General features: G+C 70.5%; 19 protein-coding genes. 7 read left to right on the top strand and 12 right to left on the bottom strand.

Annotated features, from left to right (window positions below; translation table 11 throughout):
- The first annotated feature begins 137 nt into the window (after window positions 1-137).
- Both AC067Z_RS04025 and mscL read left to right on the top strand, forming a co-directional pair.
- Window positions 138-575, top strand: a complete 438-nt coding sequence (locus tag AC067Z_RS04025) for a hypothetical protein (RefSeq protein ID WP_478787848.1) — start codon at window positions 138-140, stop codon at window positions 573-575.
- A 138-nt stretch (window positions 576-713) separates the two neighbouring features.
- The gene (gene mscL / locus AC067Z_RS04020; protein WP_478787847.1) at window positions 714-1,229 is read left to right on the top strand and encodes a large conductance mechanosensitive channel protein MscL; all 516 of its coding nucleotides are present in this window, start codon (window positions 714-716) and stop codon (window positions 1,227-1,229) included.
- A 59-nt stretch (window positions 1,230-1,288) separates the two neighbouring features.
- Here mscL and AC067Z_RS04015 read toward each other — a convergent pair whose 3' ends face one another.
- From AC067Z_RS04015 to AC067Z_RS03990, 6 genes are read right to left on the bottom strand one after another with little or no spacing between them, the layout of a single operon-like run.
- Window positions 1,289-1,495, bottom strand: a complete 207-nt coding sequence (locus AC067Z_RS04015) for a hypothetical protein (RefSeq protein ID WP_478787846.1) — start codon at window positions 1,493-1,495, stop codon at window positions 1,289-1,291.
- A 33-nt stretch (window positions 1,496-1,528) separates the two neighbouring features.
- A complete protein-coding gene (locus AC067Z_RS04010; protein ID WP_478787845.1) occupies window positions 1,529-2,035 on the bottom strand; it encodes a hypothetical protein in 507 nt (168 codons plus the stop codon).
- The gene (locus tag AC067Z_RS04005; protein ID WP_478787844.1) at window positions 2,032-2,673 is read right to left on the bottom strand and encodes a QcrA and Rieske domain-containing protein; all 642 of its coding nucleotides are present in this window, start codon (window positions 2,671-2,673) and stop codon (window positions 2,032-2,034) included. Before AC067Z_RS04005 ends, AC067Z_RS04010 begins: the two co-directional genes overlap by 4 nt.
- A complete protein-coding gene (locus tag AC067Z_RS04000) occupies window positions 2,670-3,269 on the bottom strand; it encodes a 4Fe-4S dicluster domain-containing protein (protein ID WP_478787843.1) in 600 nt (199 codons plus the stop codon). The genes AC067Z_RS04005 and AC067Z_RS04000 overlap by 4 nt, the downstream gene beginning before the upstream one ends.
- Before the next feature lie 6 nt (window positions 3,270-3,275).
- Entirely contained in the window at window positions 3,276-5,588 is a 2,313-nt protein-coding gene (locus AC067Z_RS03995) for a molybdopterin oxidoreductase family protein (protein ID WP_478787842.1), read from the bottom strand.
- Window positions 5,585-6,718, bottom strand: coding sequence for an MFS transporter (locus AC067Z_RS03990; protein ID WP_478787841.1), 1,134 nt, complete (start codon window positions 6,716-6,718; stop codon window positions 5,585-5,587). The genes AC067Z_RS03995 and AC067Z_RS03990 overlap by 4 nt, the downstream gene beginning before the upstream one ends.
- A 358-nt stretch (window positions 6,719-7,076) precedes the next feature.
- Here AC067Z_RS03990 and AC067Z_RS03985 point away from each other — a divergent pair, with 358 nt between their 5' ends.
- Both AC067Z_RS03985 and AC067Z_RS03980 read left to right on the top strand, forming a co-directional pair.
- Complete coding sequence (locus tag AC067Z_RS03985) at window positions 7,077-8,147, top strand: P1 family peptidase (protein ID WP_478787840.1); 1,071 nt, start codon at window positions 7,077-7,079, stop codon at window positions 8,145-8,147.
- A 153-nt stretch (window positions 8,148-8,300) separates the two neighbouring features.
- Complete coding sequence (locus tag AC067Z_RS03980; RefSeq protein ID WP_478787839.1) at window positions 8,301-9,068, top strand: DUF6227 family protein; 768 nt, start codon at window positions 8,301-8,303, stop codon at window positions 9,066-9,068.
- A gap of 39 nt (window positions 9,069-9,107) precedes the next feature.
- Here the strand turns inward: AC067Z_RS03980 and AC067Z_RS03975 are convergent, their stop codons facing one another.
- The 4 genes from AC067Z_RS03975 to AC067Z_RS03960 form a co-directional block, all read right to left on the bottom strand.
- A complete protein-coding gene (locus AC067Z_RS03975) occupies window positions 9,108-11,432 on the bottom strand; it encodes a PTS fructose transporter subunit IIABC (protein ID WP_478787838.1) in 2,325 nt (774 codons plus the stop codon).
- Window positions 11,429-12,382 (bottom strand): 1-phosphofructokinase, encoded by a 954-nt coding sequence (gene pfkB, locus AC067Z_RS03970; protein ID WP_478787837.1) that lies wholly within the window; start codon window positions 12,380-12,382, stop codon window positions 11,429-11,431. Before pfkB ends, AC067Z_RS03975 begins: the two co-directional genes overlap by 4 nt.
- Window positions 12,379-13,140: a DeoR/GlpR family DNA-binding transcription regulator gene (locus AC067Z_RS03965; protein ID WP_478787836.1), complete on the bottom strand. Its 762-nt coding sequence runs from the start codon at window positions 13,138-13,140 to the stop codon at window positions 12,379-12,381. Before AC067Z_RS03965 ends, pfkB begins: the two co-directional genes overlap by 4 nt.
- Window positions 13,141-13,381: 241 nt before the next feature.
- A complete protein-coding gene (locus tag AC067Z_RS03960) occupies window positions 13,382-14,917 on the bottom strand; it encodes an MFS transporter (protein WP_478787835.1) in 1,536 nt (511 codons plus the stop codon).
- Between the two features lie 62 nt (window positions 14,918-14,979).
- Here AC067Z_RS03960 and AC067Z_RS03955 point away from each other — a divergent pair, with 62 nt between their 5' ends.
- Window positions 14,980-15,939 (top strand): helix-turn-helix transcriptional regulator, encoded by a 960-nt coding sequence (locus AC067Z_RS03955; RefSeq protein WP_478787834.1) that lies wholly within the window; start codon window positions 14,980-14,982, stop codon window positions 15,937-15,939.
- A 226-nt stretch (window positions 15,940-16,165) separates the two neighbouring features.
- On the opposite strand, the gene AC067Z_RS03950 is transcribed toward AC067Z_RS03955, so the two are convergent.
- Window positions 16,166-17,164, bottom strand: a complete 999-nt coding sequence (locus tag AC067Z_RS03950; RefSeq protein ID WP_478787833.1) for a sigma-70 family RNA polymerase sigma factor — start codon at window positions 17,162-17,164, stop codon at window positions 16,166-16,168.
- 149 nt (window positions 17,165-17,313) lie between these two features.
- On the opposite strand from AC067Z_RS03950, the gene AC067Z_RS03945 reads away from it, so the two are divergent.
- On the top strand, window positions 17,314-17,865 hold the full coding sequence (locus AC067Z_RS03945; protein ID WP_478787832.1) for an N-acetyltransferase family protein: 552 nt from the start codon (window positions 17,314-17,316) through the stop codon (window positions 17,863-17,865).
- A 3-nt stretch (window positions 17,866-17,868) separates the two neighbouring features.
- Here AC067Z_RS03945 and AC067Z_RS03940 read toward each other — a convergent pair whose 3' ends face one another.
- On the bottom strand, window positions 17,869-18,654 hold the full coding sequence (locus AC067Z_RS03940) for a dioxygenase family protein (RefSeq protein ID WP_478787831.1): 786 nt from the start codon (window positions 18,652-18,654) through the stop codon (window positions 17,869-17,871).
- Window positions 18,655-18,755: 101 nt separating this feature from the next.
- On the opposite strand from AC067Z_RS03940, the gene AC067Z_RS03935 reads away from it, so the two are divergent.
- Window positions 18,756-19,271, top strand: a complete 516-nt coding sequence (locus AC067Z_RS03935) for a MarR family winged helix-turn-helix transcriptional regulator (RefSeq protein WP_478787830.1) — start codon at window positions 18,756-18,758, stop codon at window positions 19,269-19,271.
- Window positions 19,272-19,299: the final 28 nt, after the last annotated feature.

The following is a 19,299-nucleotide window of genomic DNA, read 5'->3' as shown; positions in this document are numbered from 1 at the left end:
CTGCCCCCTCGGCAAAAGCCCCGCTGCCGGCCACAGCACCGGCCCCCGCACCGCTGGGCGTACCGCAGTTCGCGCCCCTGCGGGTGCGCGGAAGCAGTCGTCGGCTGCGGCGGGCGCTGCACAGGCAGCGGCGTGCGATGACCGCGGGACTGGCGGTGACGGCCGCGGCGCTGGCGGCCTCGACCGCGCGGGGGGCGGACGATCCCGGCGGACCGCCCGGGCCGCGAGGACAAGGCACGTCCGGCACAGGGGCGTTGGCCGCTGCCGCTCCTTCCCGGGGACAGCACACCGCGGACCGGCTGGTGTCGGCTCCGGTGCGGATCGCGGACGCGGCGACAGTGCGGCTGCTGCGACCGGGGGACCGGGTCGACGTCATCGCCGCCGCCGACGCCCCGAGCGGCGAGGATTCACCGGCGAAGGTGGTGGCATCCGGCGTCCGAGTGGCCGAAGTTCCGCAGCCACGCGAGAATTTGGCGGACAGCGGCGCACTGATCGTGCTGTCCGTGCCGCGAACCACCGCCGTGGCACTGGCCGGAGCAAGTGCGACGTCCCGGCTGGCGGTGACCGTGTGCTGAGGCCCGAGGCGAAGAGTCGCACTGACGTATCGTCAGGTCACCTGATGACGCGTGCGGATTGGACAGGGCTGCCGGGAGCTGCCGTAGGTTTCCCAGCAGTCCCCGTACCCCATCGCGCATGTGAAAAGAGGCTCATTCGTGAGCGAGAAGAAGCCGAGTCTGATCGAGGGCTTCAAGGCCTTCCTGATGCGTGGCAACGTGATCGACCTCGCGGTCGCCGTCGTCATCGGTGCCGCCTTCACCAACATCGTCAACGCTGTGGTGAAGGGCGTGATCAACCCGTTCGTCGGAGCGTTCGGCACAAAGAATCTGGACTCGTACAGCTCCTGTCTGAAGGACCCGTGCGAGGTGGTCGACGGCGAGATGCAGGGCATCCAGATCCTGTGGGGCTCGGTGCTCGGCGCGACACTGCAGTTCGTGATCACAGCGGCTGTCGTCTACTTCCTGATGGTGCTGCCCATGGCGAAGTACCTGGCACGCCGCGAGGCGCAGCGGAAGGCGAAGGAAGGCGTGCAGGAGACGCTGGAGGTCACCGAGCTGGAGGTGCTGAAGGAGATCCGCGACGCCTTGGTCGCGCAGCGCTCGGCCGGAACGCAGGACACCAGGGACAGCGGCGGCCCGTCCGGTGCCGCGGGTCCGCAGGGTCGCGCATAAGTCCGCTCGCCAACTCGCGAGCAGAGCGCCTGACGAGCCCTGAGGGCTCGGATGTCCCCTCAGATGTGGTGGGGCGGCTTCTCGTCGAGGAAGCGTGCCAGGTCCGCAGCGCTGTCTCCGCTCGCGAGAGGCCGCTCACCCCACCCACGGTCCGTATCGTCCGAGGACTGCTGGTCCAGCGGATCGTCGAAGATCAGCTTCGGCTTCGGCTGCTGCTCGCCGGGCTGCTTCGCGTCACGCGGTCCGGGGGCGGGGGCGGTGCTCATGCTTCCAGGGTACGGCGGCCGAAGCCGGCGTGGTCAGCGGTCCTCGGGGTCGAGCGACCACAGCCCCAGGACAACGAGGAACGACAGACACAGGAACGCCGCACCCCACCATGCGGTGCCGGTCTCCCCCTGCATCCACTCATTGACGACGACGGTCAGGCCCCAGAGCTGGCCGACGACCACCGTGCCGGCGAGGACGAGCCGAGCGGTGAGCTTGGAGCTGCGTTCGGGTTCCTGCTCACTGCCGGCCCCGGGGCCCGGTCCGGTCCTGGTGACGCGCGGATCGCCGTAGCCACTCGTGGCACGGATCTGCGGATAGCGTTCACGAACGGGGCGGTTCAGCCGGGGATCGACGCTGCCCGGCCGATAGGCGGGCACGGCCACGGGATGCGACCCGGCCGGCCGGGCACCGGGGCCGTGCTCCGGGCCGGTGCCGGGGTCCGAAACGGGACTCGAGGACGGGCCGGGCTCGGCGGCACCCGTCTCCTCCCCGCCCGGCAGCCCTTGGCCCTCGGCCGACGGCGGATTCGCCTCGCTCATGCCTCGCCCCCCGTACCGGACGCCGCCCCGGGACATTCGAGCAGCGCGGCACGCTCGGGTGCCAGCTCGGCGAACTGCCGGCACCAGGCGTCCCTGTCGTTCTCTCCGGAGCGGGCGGTGGCGAATGCCCAGACGCTGCCGTCGGCGTCCTCGTCGATGATCACTCTCGGCAGCGGGCGCGGCGGCGGACCGGCCGTCACCTCACCGGTGCGCACATCGAAGACACCCTCGTGGCAGGGGCACAGCAGCTCGCCCTCCATGCCGCGGTCCGCCCGCCAGAGCACCGCGCAGGCCAGATGGGTGCACACGGCGGAGTAGGCGACGAGGGTGCCGTCCGTGAGGCGCACGGCCACTGCCCGGTCCTCCTCACCGGGGTAGCGGAACGCGAGGGACTCGCCGGGGGCGAGACTGTCCGCAATCCGCTTGGGTTCGGGAGCGCCCTCGTTGTCGCCGTGCCGGGTCAGCACACCGGCGGCCACACCGATCCCTCCGACGGCCAGGCCTCCCGAGACGGTGGCGACGATACGGAGGTAGTCGCGCCGTGTGGTGAGGGCATCGGCGGAGATCCGGTCGTGGAGCGCCTCCTGGGCAGCGTCCGGCGCCGGTTCACCCGTGGGCGGCTGGTGAGTGACGCTCATCGGACATCCACTCCGTTGATCTCGACGACGGGCAGGCCGCCGGGCACCGGCCACTGGACCTTGTCCGCCGGGACGACCATGGCCACGCCCGTCTTGACCATGACGTCGCCGAAGACGAACGAGTCGGCTACCTCGACCCCAGGGCGCTCCGCCCGCAGCTCCTCCTCCGTGCCGTAGAAGAGGGCGCCGGTGGGACAGACCGTGGCGCACATCGGGGCGAGGCCGTAGGCGGTGCGGTCGTAGCAGAGGTTGCACTTCATCTGAAGCTTCGCCCGGAGGTCGATCTTCGGTACGCCGAAGGGGCAGGCGTTGACGCAGTTCGCGCAGCCGATGCAGCGGGTGGTGTCCGCCTGCTGCACCACACCGTCGGCGGTCACGAGGATCGCGTCGGCGGGACACACCTCGGCGCACGGGGCAACCGGGTCCTCGCAGTGCATGCAGACAGTGGGAAGGGAGGCGACCGAGTGTCCCTCGTCGGAGTAGTCGAGATGGATCATGGATTTGCCGCGGTGCGAGTCGCACTCGCGGCAGGCCGAGACACAGGCCTGGCAGCCGATGCAGCGCCCGGGGTCGATGAAGATCGTCCTGCCCATCACGGGGCATCAGCTCCTCTCGCCCGTGCCGCGCCCCTGCGGGGCCGTGGGCGGCAGGGGGTCGGTGCGGGAGACCTGAGCCGCCGGATAGGCCACGTGCCCGGGTGCGACGGGTGGCGCGGGCACCTCGTCGATCTCTTCGGCGGGCTCGACGCGGCAGGCGCAGACCTTGTACTCGGGAATCTTCGAGCGCGGGTCGAGGGCATCGATGGTGAGGGCGTTGGCGGACGTCGGGACGGGCCAGTGGTACGGCACGAAGACCGTGTCGGGACGGATGGCCTCGGTGACCAGAGCAGGGAAGACCCCGCTGCCGCGCCGGGTGACGACACGGACGGGTTCACCGGAACGGAAGCCGTGCGAGGGGTGCACCTCCACCCAGGGGCGAGGGGTCTGCTCGACGAGAGCCCCCAGACGGCGGGTCTGATTGCCGGACAGGAAGTGGGCGACAGTGCGCCCCGTGGTGAGCGACATGGGGTACTCGTCGCTGTACGGGTCCATCGGTGGGTGCCAGTCGACGACCTGCAGATGGATCTTGCCGTCAGGGTGGTACGTCTTCCCGTCCTCGAACAGGCGGGGCGTGCCGGGATGGTCGGTGGCGGGGCAGGGCCAGACGATGCCGCCGGTCTCCTCCAGGCGTTCGTAGGTGATGCCGTAGTAGTCGTTGACGGTTCCTGCCGAGGCGATCCGCAGTTCCTCGAAGACCTCGCGGGAGCCGGCGAACGCGAACTTGTCGCCGACGCCGAGTCGCTGGGCGAGCTGGCAGATCACCCAGGTGTCGGTGCGTACTCCCGGTGGCGGCTGCTGGGCCTTGTTGTGCTTGACGACGCGTGCTTCGGCGTTCGCCATGACGCCCTCGTCCTCGGCCCAGGTGGTCACGGGGAAGACGACATGGGCGTTGGTCGCGGTCTCGGAAAGGAAGAAGTCGAACTGGGCATGGAACTCGATGGCGTCGTAGCCCTCCTTGACCACCTGGTAGTTGGGCAGGGAGACGAAGGGGTTGTTGCAGATGCCGATCAGTCCGCGGATCTCCCCGCGCTGCATCTGCCAGACCATTTCCATCATGGAGGTGCCGGCGGGCGGGAGTTCGGACTCCTCGATGCCCCAGATCTCGCAGATCTGGCGGCGGTGTTCCTCGTTCATGATCGAGCGGCCGCCCGGGAGGAGGTCCGACTTCTGGCCGTGCTCCCGGCCTCCCTGGCCGTTGCCCTGGCCGGTGATCGTTCCGTAGCCGGCGCCCGGCCTGCCGATGTTGCCGGTGGCGACGCAGAGGTTGATGACGGTGAGGCAGTTCTCCACGCCCTGGGAGTGGTGCTCGATGCCGCGGGCGTGCCAGGCCATGGCCTTGTCCGCGCCCGCGAAGACCCTTGCCACCCGGACGATCTGTTCGGCGGGGACTCCGCAGATGGCTGCGGCGCGGGACGGCGGATACTCGGCCGCCTTGGCCCGGACCTCGTCCCAGCCCGTGGCGTGGGCGGCCAGGTACGCCTCGTCGGTGAGCCCCTCCGTGATCACGACGTTCAGGACGGAGGTGAAGAAGGCCGAGTCGGTGCCCGGCTTGATCGCGACATGGATGTCGGCGGTGCGCGCGATGGCCGTCTCGCGCGGGTCGACGACGATCAGAGTCGCGCCGCGGTCCCGCGCGCCCCACAGGTACTGGGTCATCACGGGGAAGCACTCTCCGACGTTGGATCCCGCGATGAGCAGACAGTCGGTGAGAAGGATGTCGGAGAACGGGTTGCCGGCCCTGTCGATACCGAAGGCCAGCTTGTTGGCCCCGGCCGCGGACACCATGCACAGGCGGCCGTTGTAGTCGACGTGCCGGGATTTGAGGGCGACTCGGGCGAACTTGCCGACGAGATACGTCTTCTCGGAGAACAGACTGGCACCGCCCAGCAGCCCGAAGGCGTCCTTGCCGTACTCCGCCTGGATCCGTCCGATCTCGGAGACGGTGAAGTCGAGGGCCTCCTCCCAGGAGGCCTCCCGGAACGGCTCGTCGCGGGAGCGCCGCATGAGCGGGGCGGTCAGCCGGTCGGGGTGGTTGACCTGCTGATACGCATTGATTCCCTTGGGGCACAGCCGCATGCGGTTGATGTCGTGATTGCGGGGTTCGACACCGAAGACCTTGCCGCCCTTGTCGACGCGGAGATACATACCGCACTGGACCCCGCAGAAGCAGCAGTGCGTGGGGACGAGGGTTTCGCCGTTCTTGTCGGCACGCCACCGGTCGGCGGGGATGCCTCCGGCGTCGCGGAAGTTGCGGGTGCCGGGCGGGGCGATTGACGGGTCGAGCGGGATGTGCGCGCGCGGATCGGCAGCAGTCACTTGAACCCCTTCTTGACTTGCGTCAGATACGCGCCGCCGCGCAGGACCCGCTTGCAACGGGGGCAGTACTCGGCCCACTGGGCGAAGTCGAGTTTCAGGTCGCGCATCGTGTCCTGCAGGTTCTCGATGTAGGGGGCGGCGTCGATGGGCTGCTCGCAGCGGCGGCAGTGGAAGACCTGCTCGTCCTGCCTGGCCGTGTACTTGAACAGCTGCATGCCGACGGCGGCGGGCCGCTGGACGATGTGGAAGAACTTGCCGAAGGGGATGTAGATCAGGGTGAAGACCACCGACACCATGTGCAGGATCGCGAGGAACTCGTAGCCGCCGCCGTGCAGGAAGAGCGACGAGAAGGTCAGCAGGAGACCGGTCACGGAGATGACGATCAGGGCGATCAGCGGGACGAGGTCGTAGGCGAAGCGCTGGCCGGTGATCGCGCCACGGTCCTTCATGCGCCGCCACAGGAAGTAGGAGGCGCCGGGGATGACGAGCACGGCCGCGATGTCCAAGCCGTGGAACATGACCCAGCCGAAGAAGTTCAACGAGTCGAAGCCGAGGACCTTCAGTCCCCAGATCCGCATCTCGTAGCCGGGACCGGAGCCACTGCCGGAGGTGAAGGTGAACCAGCCCCAGGTCAGCGGGAACGTGATCAGTGCGGCCAGGATGCAGCCCCAGAAGATCAGCTGATGGGCGGCCCAGCGTGCGTGCGATCGGGCGCCGAGGAACTTCTGGAGACCCAGGTAGGTGGCGGCCATCCTCGGCAGCGCGGTGGGCGCCCTGCGGAAATTGTCGGCCGAGAAGAGGCTCCGCAGGCCGTGCGTGAAGAGCCGGCGCGCGCCGGGAGAGGAGACCCAGACCGTGTAGCGGTAGGTGACACCGAAGGCGAGGAAGACGGTGGCCACGGCGTACGGAAGGAGGGCGGAGTCGAAGTCGCGCAGCAGCCTGCTGCCCAGGACGATGGCGACGATCAGCAGGAGGGAAACAGCAGTACCGGCCATGGTCGCCCGAAGCGGCGCGGGGAGCGGCGTCCGGGCACGCGGACGCCCCGGCTGCGGTGCCGCGTCCGGCGGGACCGGGGGCTCCGGCGGCGGCACCGACGGGGGTGCGGCGGGGGCTTCTGGTGGCTCGGTCACGGGCCCACGCTAGGGCTGTATGTCAGGTACGTCCCGTTATAGAAAGCAGAGGGGTGAGCGAGCGACGGGTCCGGCCACTGCGGCAGCCCGCCCGCACCTCCGCGGCGTATGAAGCGGACGCCCGCCCGCACCCTCGCGGGGCGCTGGGTGGTGTCCGCCGAGGACCTGGGCACGCGCGGACAAGGTGACGGTCGGAGTGGCCCTGCCTCCACGGCCGTCACCGCCGAAGATCGTCGTCTCCTCCCGGCCCACCTCGGTCCGGTCGTCCGGCGACGTCGTCGTCCACTCCAGCTGTCCGCACGCGCCCACGCCGGGGCCACCGGCACCAGGGTGGGCGGACTCAACTACCGTGGGAGCCATGGCCGTCAACGACACCAGCGGACCGGGCGCTGCCGACCGGCCGGCAGCCGGCGGGCTGACCGCAGTGGCCGGACTGCGCGTCGGTCATGCGCAGGTCCCCGGTGAGCGCACCCTCAGTGGCACCACCGTCGTCCTCGCCCCCGCAGGCGGGGTGATCGCGGCCGTGGACGTACGCGGCGGCGGCCCCGGCACCCGCGAGACCGACGCGCTGGACCCGCGCAATCTGGTCCAGCGCATCGAAGCCGTCGTGCTGACGGGCGGCAGCGCGTTCGGGCTCGACTCCGCGAGCGGAGTGATGGCGTGGCTGGAGGAGCAGGGCCGCGGTGTACGGGTGGGCGCGGACCCCGCACAGGTGGTGCCGGTCGTTCCGGCCGCCTGCGTCTTCGACCTGGGCCGGGGCGGCGACTGGCGGGCCCGGCCGGACGCCGCGACCGGCCGCGCCGCCGTGGCAGCCGCAGCGGCCACCGCCGACGGCACCCCGGTGGTGGAGGGGAACGTGGGCGCCGGAACGGGTGCGGTGGTCGGCCGGTTCAAGGGCGGCATCGGTACGGCGGGCTGCGTCCTGGAGTCCGGAATCACCGTGGCCGCACTGGTCGTCGCAAACGCGGCGGGGTCGGCGGTCGACCCGCGCACAGGCGCCCTGTACGGCGCGTACTTCGGCGGACGCGCCGCCGATCCGTCGCCCGCGGTGCATGCCGCTGCCCAGCTGCGGCTCGCCGAGGCGCACGAGAAGAACGGTACGCCGCCGCTGAACACCACCCTCGCCGTCGTCGCCACCGACGCCACCCTGACGCGTGCCCAGGCGCACAAACTCGCCGGCACGTCGCACGACGGGATCGCGCGCGCCGTGCGCCCCGTCCATCTCCTCAACGACGGCGACACGGTGTTCGCTCTGGCCACGGGCGCCCGGGCGCTGGACGACGCCAATCCACTCGCCCTCAACGATGTGCTCGCGGCGGGCGCGGACATGGTCACCGAGGCGATCGTCCGCGCTGTGCGCGCGGCGGACGGCATCGACGGACCGGGGGGCTGCTACCCCTCGTACCGGGAGCTGTACGGCACCGACTGAAGGACGCAGCAGGGAAGTTGAGGATCCGGCATGTGACGGGGAACTCCCGCGGGGCGGTCGTTCGTTTTACCTGAACCCCAACCGCGTTGTCAGACCCAAGCGCTACGTTTAGCAATCAGCAAGTGACGTGTGGCGACGGCCTGGAGACCCCTCTTGAACGATCCGATCGATCCGTACGAGACCACCGGGACACACCTCGAGCGACTCCTGGGGCGGGCGCTCAACTCCTTCGACCTGCCCGACACGATGATCGAGCGTCTCGGATCGGCGCTGGCCCATGCCAGTTCACTGCACTCCTCGCACCACAGCGCGGGACTGCACCGGTCGACGTACCGCCATGCCTATCTGCTCAGCGACGGCAGTTCGCTGACCCTGTGGGAGCTCGTGCACAGCACCGGTCAGGACGGCACCGCGGGTGCCGAGGAGCACGAGCTCTACGCGGAGGAGTCCGATGCCCGGCTGGCCGCGTCCCGTCTGCCGGCTGGTTTCCCCGGCTTCGCCGAGGAGACCGGCGGGCCGGGCTTCGCTCTGGACGCCGACCTGGAGCTGCTCGCGTCCCTGATGTCGCCGCCCCCGGCGCCGCTCCCGCCGATGTACGTCCCCGACGACTCGGCGGACCACGCCCGCCGTGTGCTGCGCCGCGCGGAGAACGAGGACCGGCCCGGCGAGGGCACCGCACACAGGCTGCGGGGCGCGTTCGCCCACCACATCACCCAGGTCTTCGGACGGCAGTTCAAGGTGGCGGGCAAGGACGCCGGGTTCACGCTCTACGAGCATGCGTTCCTGCTGCTGGACGGCAGCGAGACCAGCCTGTGGGAGGTCGAGCACACGGCCACGCCCGACGGGCGCCATATGTGCGAGGTCTACGAGGCAGAGCGCACCGCGCGCGAAGCGATGGAGCTCCGCGCGCGAGTGCGGTGACCGTCGTTCGGCCCGACCGGACCGCTCGGACGATGCGGATCAGGCGGCGACGGACACCTTCTGGTCCTGCACCGTCGCGGCAGAGGCCGGGACCGTCCTTCGTACGCCCTTCAGCAGAATCACCAGCGTGGTGCTGACGAGGGTGCCCGCGACGATGGCGAGCAGATAGAGGAACGGGTTCCCGATCAACGGCACGACGAAGATTCCGCCGTGCGGCGCGCGCAGTGTGCACTCGAAGAGCATCGACAGCGCGCCGGTGACCGCGCCGCCCACCATCGCGGAGGGGATGACCCGCAGCGGGTCGGCGGCGGCGAAGGGGATCGCGCCCTCGGTGATGAACGAAGCGCCCAGCACCCAGGCCGCCTTGCCGTTCTCCCGTTCCGTCCTGGTGAACAGCCGGCCGCGTACGGTCGTTGCCAGGGCCATCGCGAGCGGCGGGACCATGCCCGCGGCCATCACCGCAGCCATCACCTTGAGCGAGCCTTCGGTGGGGTTGGCGAGTCCGCCCACGGCGAAGGCATACGCGACCTTGTTGAGCGGTCCGCCGAGGTCGAAGCACATCATCAGGCCGAGGATGACGCCCAGGATGACGGCATTGGCGCCCGAGAGGCCGGACAGCCAGTCGGTCAGCGCCTGCTGAAGCTCGGCGACGGGCTTTCCGACGACGAGGAACATCAGGAAGCCGACGACGGCCGACGAGACCAGCGGGATCACGACCACGGGCATGATTCCGCGCAACGGTGCGGGCACGTTGAGGCGTTGGATCGCCATGACGGTGAAGCCCGCGAGCAGACCGGCGATCAGGCCGCCGAGGAATCCGGCGTCAATGGTGAGAGCGATGGCGCCACCGACGAAGCCGGGGACGAGTCCGGGGCGGTCGGCCATGCCGTACGCGATGTACCCGGCGAGCACGGGCACGAGGAAGCTGAACGCGAGTCCGCCGATCTGGAACAGGAGGGCGGCCCAACTGCTGTGGTCGGCCCAGACGAAGCTCTCCGCGACGGACTTGGCGTCGGAGATCTCGTACCCGCCGATGGCGAAGCCGAGTGCGATGAGGAGGCCGCCGGCGGCGACGAACGGGACCATGTAACTGACGCCGGACATCAGCCACTTGCGGAGCTTGGTGCCGTAGCCCTCGCCCGGTTCGCCGGCCGCGTCCACGGGGGAGGACGTTCGGGCCGTCGCGGTGACCTCGCCGCGTTCGGCCTTGGCCCGGACCTCGGCGATCAGTTCGGCGGGGCGGTTGATCCCGGCCTTGACGCCGACGTCGACGGTGGGCTTCCCGGCGAAGCGTTCCTTCTCCCGTACGGGCACGTCGTGAGCGAAGATCACGGCGTCGGCTGCGGCCACGACGCCCGGATCGAGCCGGGTGAAGCCGGCGGATCCCTGCGTCTCGACGACGACCTCGGCACCGGCGGCCTCACCGGCCTTCTCCAGGGCTTCGGCGGCCATGTAGGTGTGCGCGATGCCGGTGGGACAGGAGGTGACGGCGACGATCCGGAACGGGGTGCTGTTTTCCCCGCCCTGCTCCTTCACCGGCCCGGCCCCCGGGGTCCCGGGTGCGCGGGATGCGCCGGATACGCCGGGCTCGCCGGCAGTGGCCTCGGCGGAAGCCGCCGGTACGGCCGGTGCCTCGTCCCCGCTCGTAACGGCGTCGGCAGCATCGTCGGCGGGCGCGGGTGACAGGGCCTGGCCCTCCGGTCCGGTCGGGGCTCCGGCTCCCGAAGCGGGGCCAGCCGGAGCCGCCCCCACGGACGAAGCCGACGCGCCGTCCCGCGAGCCGGCGCCGGTGGCCCCTTCGTCCGCGGCGAGGGCCCCTTCGGCCGGGGTGGGAGCCTCGTCCGCCTCGGCAGGGGCGGCGAGCTGCTGCGGGGCACCCGCATCGGCTGCGTCCTCACGCGCCGCCGGGGCAGGGGCAGGTGGCGTCTCGCCACGGATCAATGCTGCCGCCGTCGACGGGTCCGCCAGCGTCCGCAGGGACGAGGTGAACGACTCGTCCATCAGGCGCCGGGCCAGGGACGACAGGATCGTCAGGTGGGCGTCGTCCGCGCCCGACGGGGCCGCGATCAGGAAGATCAGGTCCGCGGGGCCGTCAGGTGCGCCGAAGTCGATACCCGCGGCCGATCGGCCGAACGCCAGCGTCGGCTCCGTCACATGCGCGCTCCGGCAGTGCGGGATACCGATCCCGCCGTCCAGGCCCGTCGGCATCTGCGCCTCACGCGCGGCCACGTCGGCCAGGAAGCCGTCCAGGTCGGTGATCCGGCCGAGCGCCCGTATCCGTTCGGCCAGCGACCTGGCCGCGGCCTCCTTCGTCGTCGCGGCCAGGTCGAGGTCGACCAGGTCCGCGGTGATCATGTCGCTCATCGCGGGCTCCCTTGTTCGGTGAGGACTCGGTCCAGGGGGATGTCCTCGGTCACGGTGACCGAGGACGGTTCGAGGTCGGCCGGGGTGGGCATCACGCTGCCCGGCAGCTGTACCGCCGCCGTGCCATGGGCGACCGCCGCCGCCAGCGCGACGGGGCCTTCGCCGCCCGCCGCGAGGAAGCCCGCGAGCGAGGCGTCACCCGCGCCGACGTTGCTGCGGACGGCCGACACGGGTGCCGTACCGAACCAGGTGCCCGTTGCCGAGACGAGCAGCTGGCCGTCGGCTCCCAGGCTGGCGAGGACGGAGCGCGCGCCGAGGCCGAGGAGTTCCTCCGCCGCCTTGACCGCGTCGCCAACGGTGAGCAGCGGGCGGCCGACGGCGGCGGCGAGTTCGTCGGCGTTCGGCTTGACGACGTCGGGATACGAGGAGAGGGATGCCGTCAGCGAGGGTCCGGACGTGTCGAGGGCGACGCGCGCACCGGCTGCGTGCGCACGGGCGACCAGCTCGGCGTACCACTCGGGGGCGAGCCCGCGCGGCAGGCTTCCGCAGCAGGCGATCCAGTCCGCGTCGGCGGAGTATTCGCAGACGGCGGCGAGCAGCAGCACCGCTTCGGCGGGGCTGAGTTCGGGGCCGGGAGCGTTGATCTTCGTGAGGGTGCCGTCCGGTTCGGCGACGGAGATGTTGGAGCGGGTGTGTCCGGCGATGGGCAGGGGGGCGACCTCGATGCCCTGGCCGGCGAGCAGTTCGGCGACGAGCGCTCCGGGCGCGCCGCCGAGCGGCATGACGGCGACCGTGCGGCGCCCGGCGGCGGCGACCGCACGCGAGACGTTGACGCCCTTGCCGCCGGGGTCCATTCGCTCGCCGGTGGCGCGCAGCACCTCGCCGCGGTCCAGCGCCGGGACCTCGTAGGTGCGGTCCAGCGACGGGTTGGGGGTGACGGTGAGGATCATGCGCGTACGACTTCCGTTCCCGCGGCCTTGATCGCCGCGGCGTCCTTCGGGGCGAGCCCGCTGTCGGTGATGAGCAGGTCGACGTCGGCGAGGTCGCCGAAGCGGGCGAAGTGTTCCTCGCCGTGCTTGGCGGAGTCGGCGAGGAGTACGACCCGGCGCGCAGCGGAGATCACGGCTCGCTTGACCGCTGCCTCCGCCAGATCGGGGGTGGTCAGCCCGCCGTCCGCCGAGTACCCGTTGGCGCCGAGGAAGACGACGTCGGCGCGGATCTCCCCGTACGCCCGCAGCGCCCAGGCGTCGACGGCCGCGCGCGTACGGTGCCGGACACGGCCGCCGACGAGGTGGAGGTCGATGCCCGGGTGGTCGGCGAGGCGGGCCGCGACAGGCAGGGCGTGGGTGACGACGGTGAGCGAGCACTCCAGGGGGAACGCGGTCGCGAGACGGCCGACCGTGGAACCGGCATCGAGGATCACGCTGCCGTCCTCGGGCAGTTCGGCGAGGGCGGCGCGGGCGATGCGGTCCTTCTCGTCGGCCGCGGTGGACTCCCGCTCGGCCAGGTCGGGTTCGAAGTCGAGGCGTCCGGCCGGAATGGCACCGCCGTGCACACGGCGCACGAGGCCCGACCGGTCCAGGGCCTTGAGATCGCGCCGGATGGTCTCGGCGGTGACCTGGAACTCCTCGGCGAGCGAGAGCACGTCGACGCGTCCGCCGTCGCGGGCGAGCCGCAGGATCTCCTGTTGGCGCTCCGGTGCGTACATGTGGTTTTACATCCGTTTCATGCCCGAACCTGTGGTTTCTCTCGCAGGCTACGCCCACTCTTCCGCGAAGTAAACAGACTCGGGCATCGAACCCACACGGTCAGGCACTCCCCCACGCACGCTCCACGACCCCACGCACGCCCCACGACCCAGGACCCAGGACCCAGGACCCAGGACACGACGATGCCCGCGCCACCGATCGTGGCGCGGGCACCCTCTGCCTGCTTGTCCGAGGCGGACCTCAGCGCGCGAGCGCCGCCTCCGGCTCGGCCTCCCCCGTCTTCGCGACGACCACCGGCTCGTCGTCCACCGCGCCCGCCTCCAGGTGCTGCTTCGGCCGCGCCGGCAGCGCGAACATCACCACGAAGATCGCACCCAGCACCGCCGCGACCCACCACAGCGAGTTCTGGAAGGCATCCGCGAACGCCGTGCCCACCGCGCTCGGCGCCAGCCGCTCCTCGTCGATCGTGCCGAAGAAGACGACGGACACCAGACCCAGCCCCAGCGCGTTGCCCATCTGGGCGGTGGTGTTGATCAGACCGGACGCCGAGCCCGCGTGCTCACGCGGCACCTCGGAGAGCACCGCGTCGGTCAGCGGCGCCACGATGAGCCCCATCCCCACGCCCATCACGACCAGCGGAAGGATCATCTGCCAGGAGTGGATCGCCGTGCCGTAGCGGTCGGCCTCCCAGATGTAGATCAGCAGACCCGCGGCCATCGTCGCCGCACCCGCCTGGAGAACCTTCCGGCCGAAGCGCGGCACCAGCAGCTGCACCGACATACCTGCCGCCGCCGAGACGGCGATCGAGAACGGCACCCCGGTCAGCCCCGCCTTCAGCGGACTCCAGCCGAGCCCGATCTGCATGTAGAGCGTCCAGACCAGGAAGAAGATGCCCATCACGATGCCGAACGTCAGCTGGACGGCGATACCGGCGGCGAAGCTCTTCACCTTGAACAGCGACAGTTCGACCAGCGGGGAGCCGTCCTTGCGCGTCTTGTACTTCTCGTACGCCACGAACACCGCGAAGACCAGCACGCTGCCCGCCATGCACAGGTGACCCCACAGCGGCCAGTCCAGCTCGCGGCCGCGGGTCAGCGGGTAGATCAGCATCAGCAGGCCGAGGGTGACCAGGGCGACGCCGACGAGGTCGAGCCGGAGCGCCTGCGGGGCGCGGGACTCGGTGATGAACTTCCGCCCCAGGATCAGACCCGCGACACCCACCGGCAGGTTGATGAGGAAGATCGGGCGCCATTCGAGGCCGAAGAGGTTCCACTGGGTCAGCAGCGCGCCGAGCAGCGGACCGGAGACCGCGCCGAGGCCGACTATCGCACCGAACAGACCGAAGACCTTGCCGCGCTCGTGCGCGGGGAAGGTCACATGGACGATGGCCAGGACCTGCGGCACCATCATCGCGGCCGCCGTGCCCTGCAGCAGCCGGGAGGCGACCAGCATCTCCTCGTTCGGCGCGAACCCGCAGAGCGCGGAGGCGATCGTGAAGCCGGCGATGCCGATCAGGAACAGCCGCCTGCGGCCGTAGATGTCACCGAGCCTGCCGCCCGTGATCAGGCCGGCGGCGAAGGCGAGCGCGTATCCGGCGGTGATCCACTGGATCGCGCCGAACGAGGCGCCGAGATCCCGCTCGATGCTGGGGATCGCGATGTTGACGATGGTGACGTCGACCAGATCCATGAAGGCCGCGGTCATGACGATGGCGAGAGCGATCCATCGTCGGCGGTCCGATGCCGTACTCGTTACGGCGGGCTGCTGTGAACTCATGCGAGGAATCTAGAGTGAATATAGGTCAGCTCGTGTCCTAGTCGAGGAGCATCCTGAAGAACATGACGGACACTCCGGCACGACTTCTGAATCTGCTCTCGCTGCTCCAGACGCCACGCGAATGGCCCGGCAGCGAACTCGCCGAGCGCCTCGAGGTCAGTCCGCGCACGATCCGGCGCGACATCGACAGGCTGCGCGACCTCGGCTATCCGGTGGAGGCCACCAGGGGCGCGGTCGGCGGATACCGCCTGGTCGCGGGCGCGGCCATGCCCCCGCTCCTGCTGGACGACGAGGAAGCGGTGGCCATCGCGGTCGGTCTGCGCGCCGGGGCCGGCCATGCCATCGAAGGCATCGAGGAGGCATCGGTGCGGGCCCTCGCCAAACTGGAACAGGTGCTGCCCTCCAGACTCCGGCACCGGGTCACCACCCTTCAGGCGGCGACGCTCCCGCTCACCAGGGGCGACGGCGCGACGATCGACCCGCAGACCCTGACGGTGATCGCGGGCACGGTCACGGCGCGCGAACGGCTGCGGTTCGCGTACCGCGCGGGCGACGGGAACGAGACGAGGCGGCAGGTCGAGCCGTACCGGCTGGTGTCGACGGGACGGCGGTGGTACCTGGTCGCCTACGACCTCCAGCGGGAGGACTGGCGCACGTTCCGGGTGGACCGGGTCACCGAGCCGTTCGCGACGGGAGCGCGGTTCACACCGCGGGAGGCGCCGGTCGGGGACGCGGCGGAGCTGCTCAGCCACACGATGTCGCGGCACCAGCAGGAGAACGACGTCGACGTGAGCTTCTACGCCCCGGCGTCGTTCGTCGCGGCACGCCTGCCCGAGCATCTGGGCGCGCCCGTCCCGACGGGTGAGGACGCCTGTCGGCTGCGGACACGGTCGGCGGACTCGGTGGAGTGGCTTGCGCTGCGACTGGCCTTGGTGGACTGCGAGTTCACCGTCCACGGCCCGCAGCCGCTGCGCGACTACGTGACGGACCTGGCGACCCGCCTGTCCCGATCGACTGGCTGAGGCACGCGCAGCCGCCCTCGCCCCGCGCCTGAGCCGTCGAAGCTGCCGAGGCATTGCGGAGTCGGCCGAAGCATGCGGAATGCGGATGGCCGCAGCGGCCTGAACTTCCGTTGCCGCCGAGCGGGGCCCGCACACGCCGCGGCGGACGGTCCCGGTGTCCCGGGATCGTCCGCCACATGCGTCTGTCCGCCACCCGCACTTCGTCGGCGGCGGCGCGCCGTCCGCCTCAGGCAGCCGCGTCGAAGCCGGTGTCCCGCGCCATGCGCTTGAGCTCCAGCAGCGCGTGCTTCTCGATCTGGCGGATCCGCTCCCGGGTCAGGCCGTGCTGCTTGCCGACCTCGGTCAGCGTGCGCTCCCTGCCGTCCTCGATGCCGTAGCGCATCCGGATGATGGACGCGGTGCGGTGGTCGAGCCGGTCGATCAGGTCGTCGAGCTCCTCGCTGCGCAGCAGCGTCAGCACTGACTGCTCCGGCGACACCGCCGAGGTGTCCTCCAGCAGGTCGCCGAACTGGGTCTCGCCCGCGTCGTCCACGGACATGTTCAGGCTGACCGGGTCACGCGCCCAGTCCAGCACGTCCGAAACGCGCTCGGGCGTCGAGCCGAGCTCTTCCGCGACTTCGGCGGCCTCGGGGTCCCTCCCGTTCTCCCTGTTGAATTCCCGCTGGACACGACGGATCCGGCCCAGCTCCTCCACCAGGTGGACGGGGAGCCGGATGGTGCGGGACTGGTCGGCTATGGAGCGAGTGATCGCCTGGCGGATCCACCACGTCGCATAGGTCGAGAACTTGAACCCCTTCGCGTAGTCGAACTTCTCCACGGCGCGGACAAGGCCGGCATTCCCCTCCTGGATCAGGTCGAGCAGGGGCAGTCCGCTGCGTGGGTAGCGACGGGCGACGGCGACCACGAGGCGAAGATTGGAGCGGATGAAGATGTCCTTCGCGCGCTCACCGGCTTCGGCCAGCGCCTCCAGCTCCTCACGCGTCGCTCCGCCGGCCTCGCTGTCGACCTCGCCGTCGAGTATCTGACCGGCATAGACGCCGGCCTCGATGGTCTGGGAAAGCTCGACCTCCTTGGCGGCGTCGAGCAGCGGCGTACGCGCTATCTCGTCGAGGTACATGCCGACCAGGTCGCGGTCGGCGATCTCCCCGCCCACGGCGCGAACACTGCCTGCCCTCTCAGCCCCACCGGAGTCGGACTGTCGTCGGGCGACGGCACGGGTTGCCATGCGAGCTCCCTTGCTGAGTAGGTCGCGACACCCTTTCGGGTGCCCTGCATCCGAAGGAAACAACGACTGGAATCCGGACAGAATTCCCATGCTGTGCATCGATTTCCGCGATCATGCAGTACCCTGTGCCGCTGCCACGGGGAGGTCGGATGTCGCACAAACACGCCGAGGTGCAGGTCAGGCCCGGCACGGAGGCCGACCTGGAGGCCCTCACGGAGATCTACAACCACTACGTCCGTGAGACGGCCATCACGTTCGACACGACGGTCTTCACGACCGATCAGCGCCGCCCCTGGCTGCACTCCCACCCTGAAGACGGCCCGCACCGCCTTCTGGTTGCTCAGGTTGCCCGGTTTGTCGCCACGAACCCCGGAAGCGGCATCCTCGGCTACGCGACCAGCAGCCCCTTCCGCCCCAAGCCCGCGTACTCGACCTCGGTGGAGGTCAGTGCCTACTGCGCCCCGCAGGCAGCCGGCCGCGGCGTCGGCACCCTCCTCTACCGCGCCCTCTTCGACGCACTCGGGGGCGAGGACGTGCACCGCGCATACGCGGGCGTCGCCATGCCGAACGAGGCGTCCGTCCGCCTCCACGCCCGCTTCGGCTTCCGCCACGTCGGTACGTACGAAGAGGTGGGCAGCAAGTTCGGCCGGTACTGGGACGTCGCCTGGTACGAGAAGCGCCTCGCCCCGGCCCCGTCCTGAGTCTCAGCCGAACTGCACGGAACGCTTCGCCAGCCCCATCCAGAACCCGTCGATGACGCTGCGGCCGCTGCCGAGTTCGTCGTCCCGCGAGGCGCCCAGCGTGACGAAGAGGGGCGCGAAGTGCTCGGTGCGGGGGTGGGCGAGCCGGCCGGCCGGAGCCTTGTTCTCGAAGTCGAGCAGCGCGTCCACGTCGGCGGCCGCGAGCGCCTCGCGCCCCCAGTCGTCGAACTCCGCCGACCAGCCCGGCGTGCCGCCGTGCCGCAGGGCGGCCAGGTTGTGGGTGAAAAAGCCGCTGCCGACGATCAGTACGCCCTCGTCGCGCAGCGGGGCGAGCCGCCGCCCGATCTCCAGCAGCTTGCGCGGGTCGAGGGTGGGCATGGAGACCTGCAGGACCGGGATGTCCGCGCCGGGGAACATCTCGACCAGCGGGACGTACGCGCCGTGGTCCAGCCCGCGGTCGGGGACGTCCTGCACCGGCGTACCGGCACGATGGAGCATCTTGCGCACGGATGCGGCGAGTTCAGGGGCGCCGGGAGCCTCGTAGCGGACCTGGTAGTAGTGCTCGGGGAAGCCCCAGAAGTCGTACACGAGGGGCGCTGTCGCGGTCGCGCCGAGGGCGAGCGGCGCCTCCTCCCAGTGTGCGGAGACCACGAGGATCGCCTTGGGGCGCGGGATTCCGGCCGCCCAGGCGGCGAGTTCACCGGGCCAGACAGGGTCGTCCGCGAGGGGCGGGGCACCGTGCGAGAGATAGAGGGCGGGCATACGCTCCGCTGCACTGTGGGCATTCATGACGGCGACTCCGGTCTACTTGAACTTTCAACCTCACATCCAGCGTAACTCCCACTCCCCTTTTAGTTCAACTTTCAAGGACGGGGTCGTAGAGTGGATACATGAACAGGGCACCCACTGGCGACAGCGGCTCCGAGCCGCGCTGGCTGACCGAGGAAGAGCAGCGCGTCTGGCGCTCCTACCGGCATGCCACCACTCTCTTCGAGGACCACCTCGACCGCCAGCTCCAGCGGGACGCGGGCATGCCGCACATCTATTACGGGCTCCTCGTCCAGCTCGCCCAGGCACCGCACCGCCGACGCCGGATGACCGAGCTCGCCATGGACGCCAAGATCACCCGCTCCCGCCTCTCGCACGCGATCGCGCGGCTGGAGAAGAACGGCTGGGTGCGCCGCGAGGACTGCCCCTCCGACCGGCGCGGACAGAACGCGGTGCTCACGGACGAGGGTTTCGAGGTGCTGAAGCGGGCCGCCCCCGGACATGTGGAGGCCGTGCGCCAGGCGATGTTCGACCGGCTGACGCCCGATCAGGTCCGGCAGCTGGGCGAGATCATGCGCGTGATGTCCGAGGCGCTGCAACCGCAGGACACCGGCGCGGACCTGCCCTGGCTGCGCTGAGCTCCGCCGGCGCAGCGCCTGCCCGGCG

The sequence above is a fragment of the Streptomyces sp. NPDC043812 genome (genome assembly GCF_056436245.1).
Note: the sequence above shows the minus strand (reverse complement) of the source record. Positions and strands in the feature narration are given on the sequence as shown.

What these genes read in the sequence shown, in the direction of transcription:
- AC067Z_RS04025 (WP_478787848.1), top strand. Translation starts at nt 138, where the DNA reads ATGACCGCGGGACTGGCGGTGACGGCCGCGGCGCTGGCGGCCTCGACC.
- AC067Z_RS04015 (WP_478787846.1), bottom strand. Translation starts at nt 1,495, where the DNA reads ATGAGCACCGCCCCCGCCCCCGGACCGCGTGACGCGAAGCAGCCCGGC.
- AC067Z_RS04010 (WP_478787845.1), bottom strand. Translation starts at nt 2,035, where the DNA reads ATGAGCGAGGCGAATCCGCCGTCGGCCGAGGGCCAAGGGCTGCCGGGC.
- AC067Z_RS04005 (WP_478787844.1), bottom strand. Translation starts at nt 2,673, where the DNA reads ATGAGCGTCACTCACCAGCCGCCCACGGGTGAACCGGCGCCGGACGCT.
- AC067Z_RS03985 (WP_478787840.1), top strand. Translation starts at nt 7,077, where the DNA reads ATGGCCGTCAACGACACCAGCGGACCGGGCGCTGCCGACCGGCCGGCA.
- AC067Z_RS03975 (WP_478787838.1), bottom strand. Translation starts at nt 11,432, where the DNA reads ATGAGCGACATGATCACCGCGGACCTGGTCGACCTCGACCTGGCCGCG.
- pfkB (WP_478787837.1), bottom strand. Translation starts at nt 12,382, where the DNA reads ATGATCCTCACCGTCACCCCCAACCCGTCGCTGGACCGCACCTACGAG.
- AC067Z_RS03965 (WP_478787836.1), bottom strand. Translation starts at nt 13,140, where the DNA reads ATGTACGCACCGGAGCGCCAACAGGAGATCCTGCGGCTCGCCCGCGAC.
- AC067Z_RS03960 (WP_478787835.1), bottom strand. Translation starts at nt 14,917, where the DNA reads ATGAGTTCACAGCAGCCCGCCGTAACGAGTACGGCATCGGACCGCCGA.
- AC067Z_RS03955 (WP_478787834.1), top strand. Translation starts at nt 14,980, where the DNA reads ATGACGGACACTCCGGCACGACTTCTGAATCTGCTCTCGCTGCTCCAG.
- AC067Z_RS03950 (WP_478787833.1), bottom strand. Translation starts at nt 17,164, where the DNA reads ATGGCAACCCGTGCCGTCGCCCGACGACAGTCCGACTCCGGTGGGGCT.
- AC067Z_RS03945 (WP_478787832.1), top strand. Translation starts at nt 17,314, where the DNA reads ATGTCGCACAAACACGCCGAGGTGCAGGTCAGGCCCGGCACGGAGGCC.
- AC067Z_RS03940 (WP_478787831.1), bottom strand. Translation starts at nt 18,654, where the DNA reads ATGAATGCCCACAGTGCAGCGGAGCGTATGCCCGCCCTCTATCTCTCG.
- AC067Z_RS03935 (WP_478787830.1), top strand. Translation starts at nt 18,756, where the DNA reads ATGAACAGGGCACCCACTGGCGACAGCGGCTCCGAGCCGCGCTGGCTG.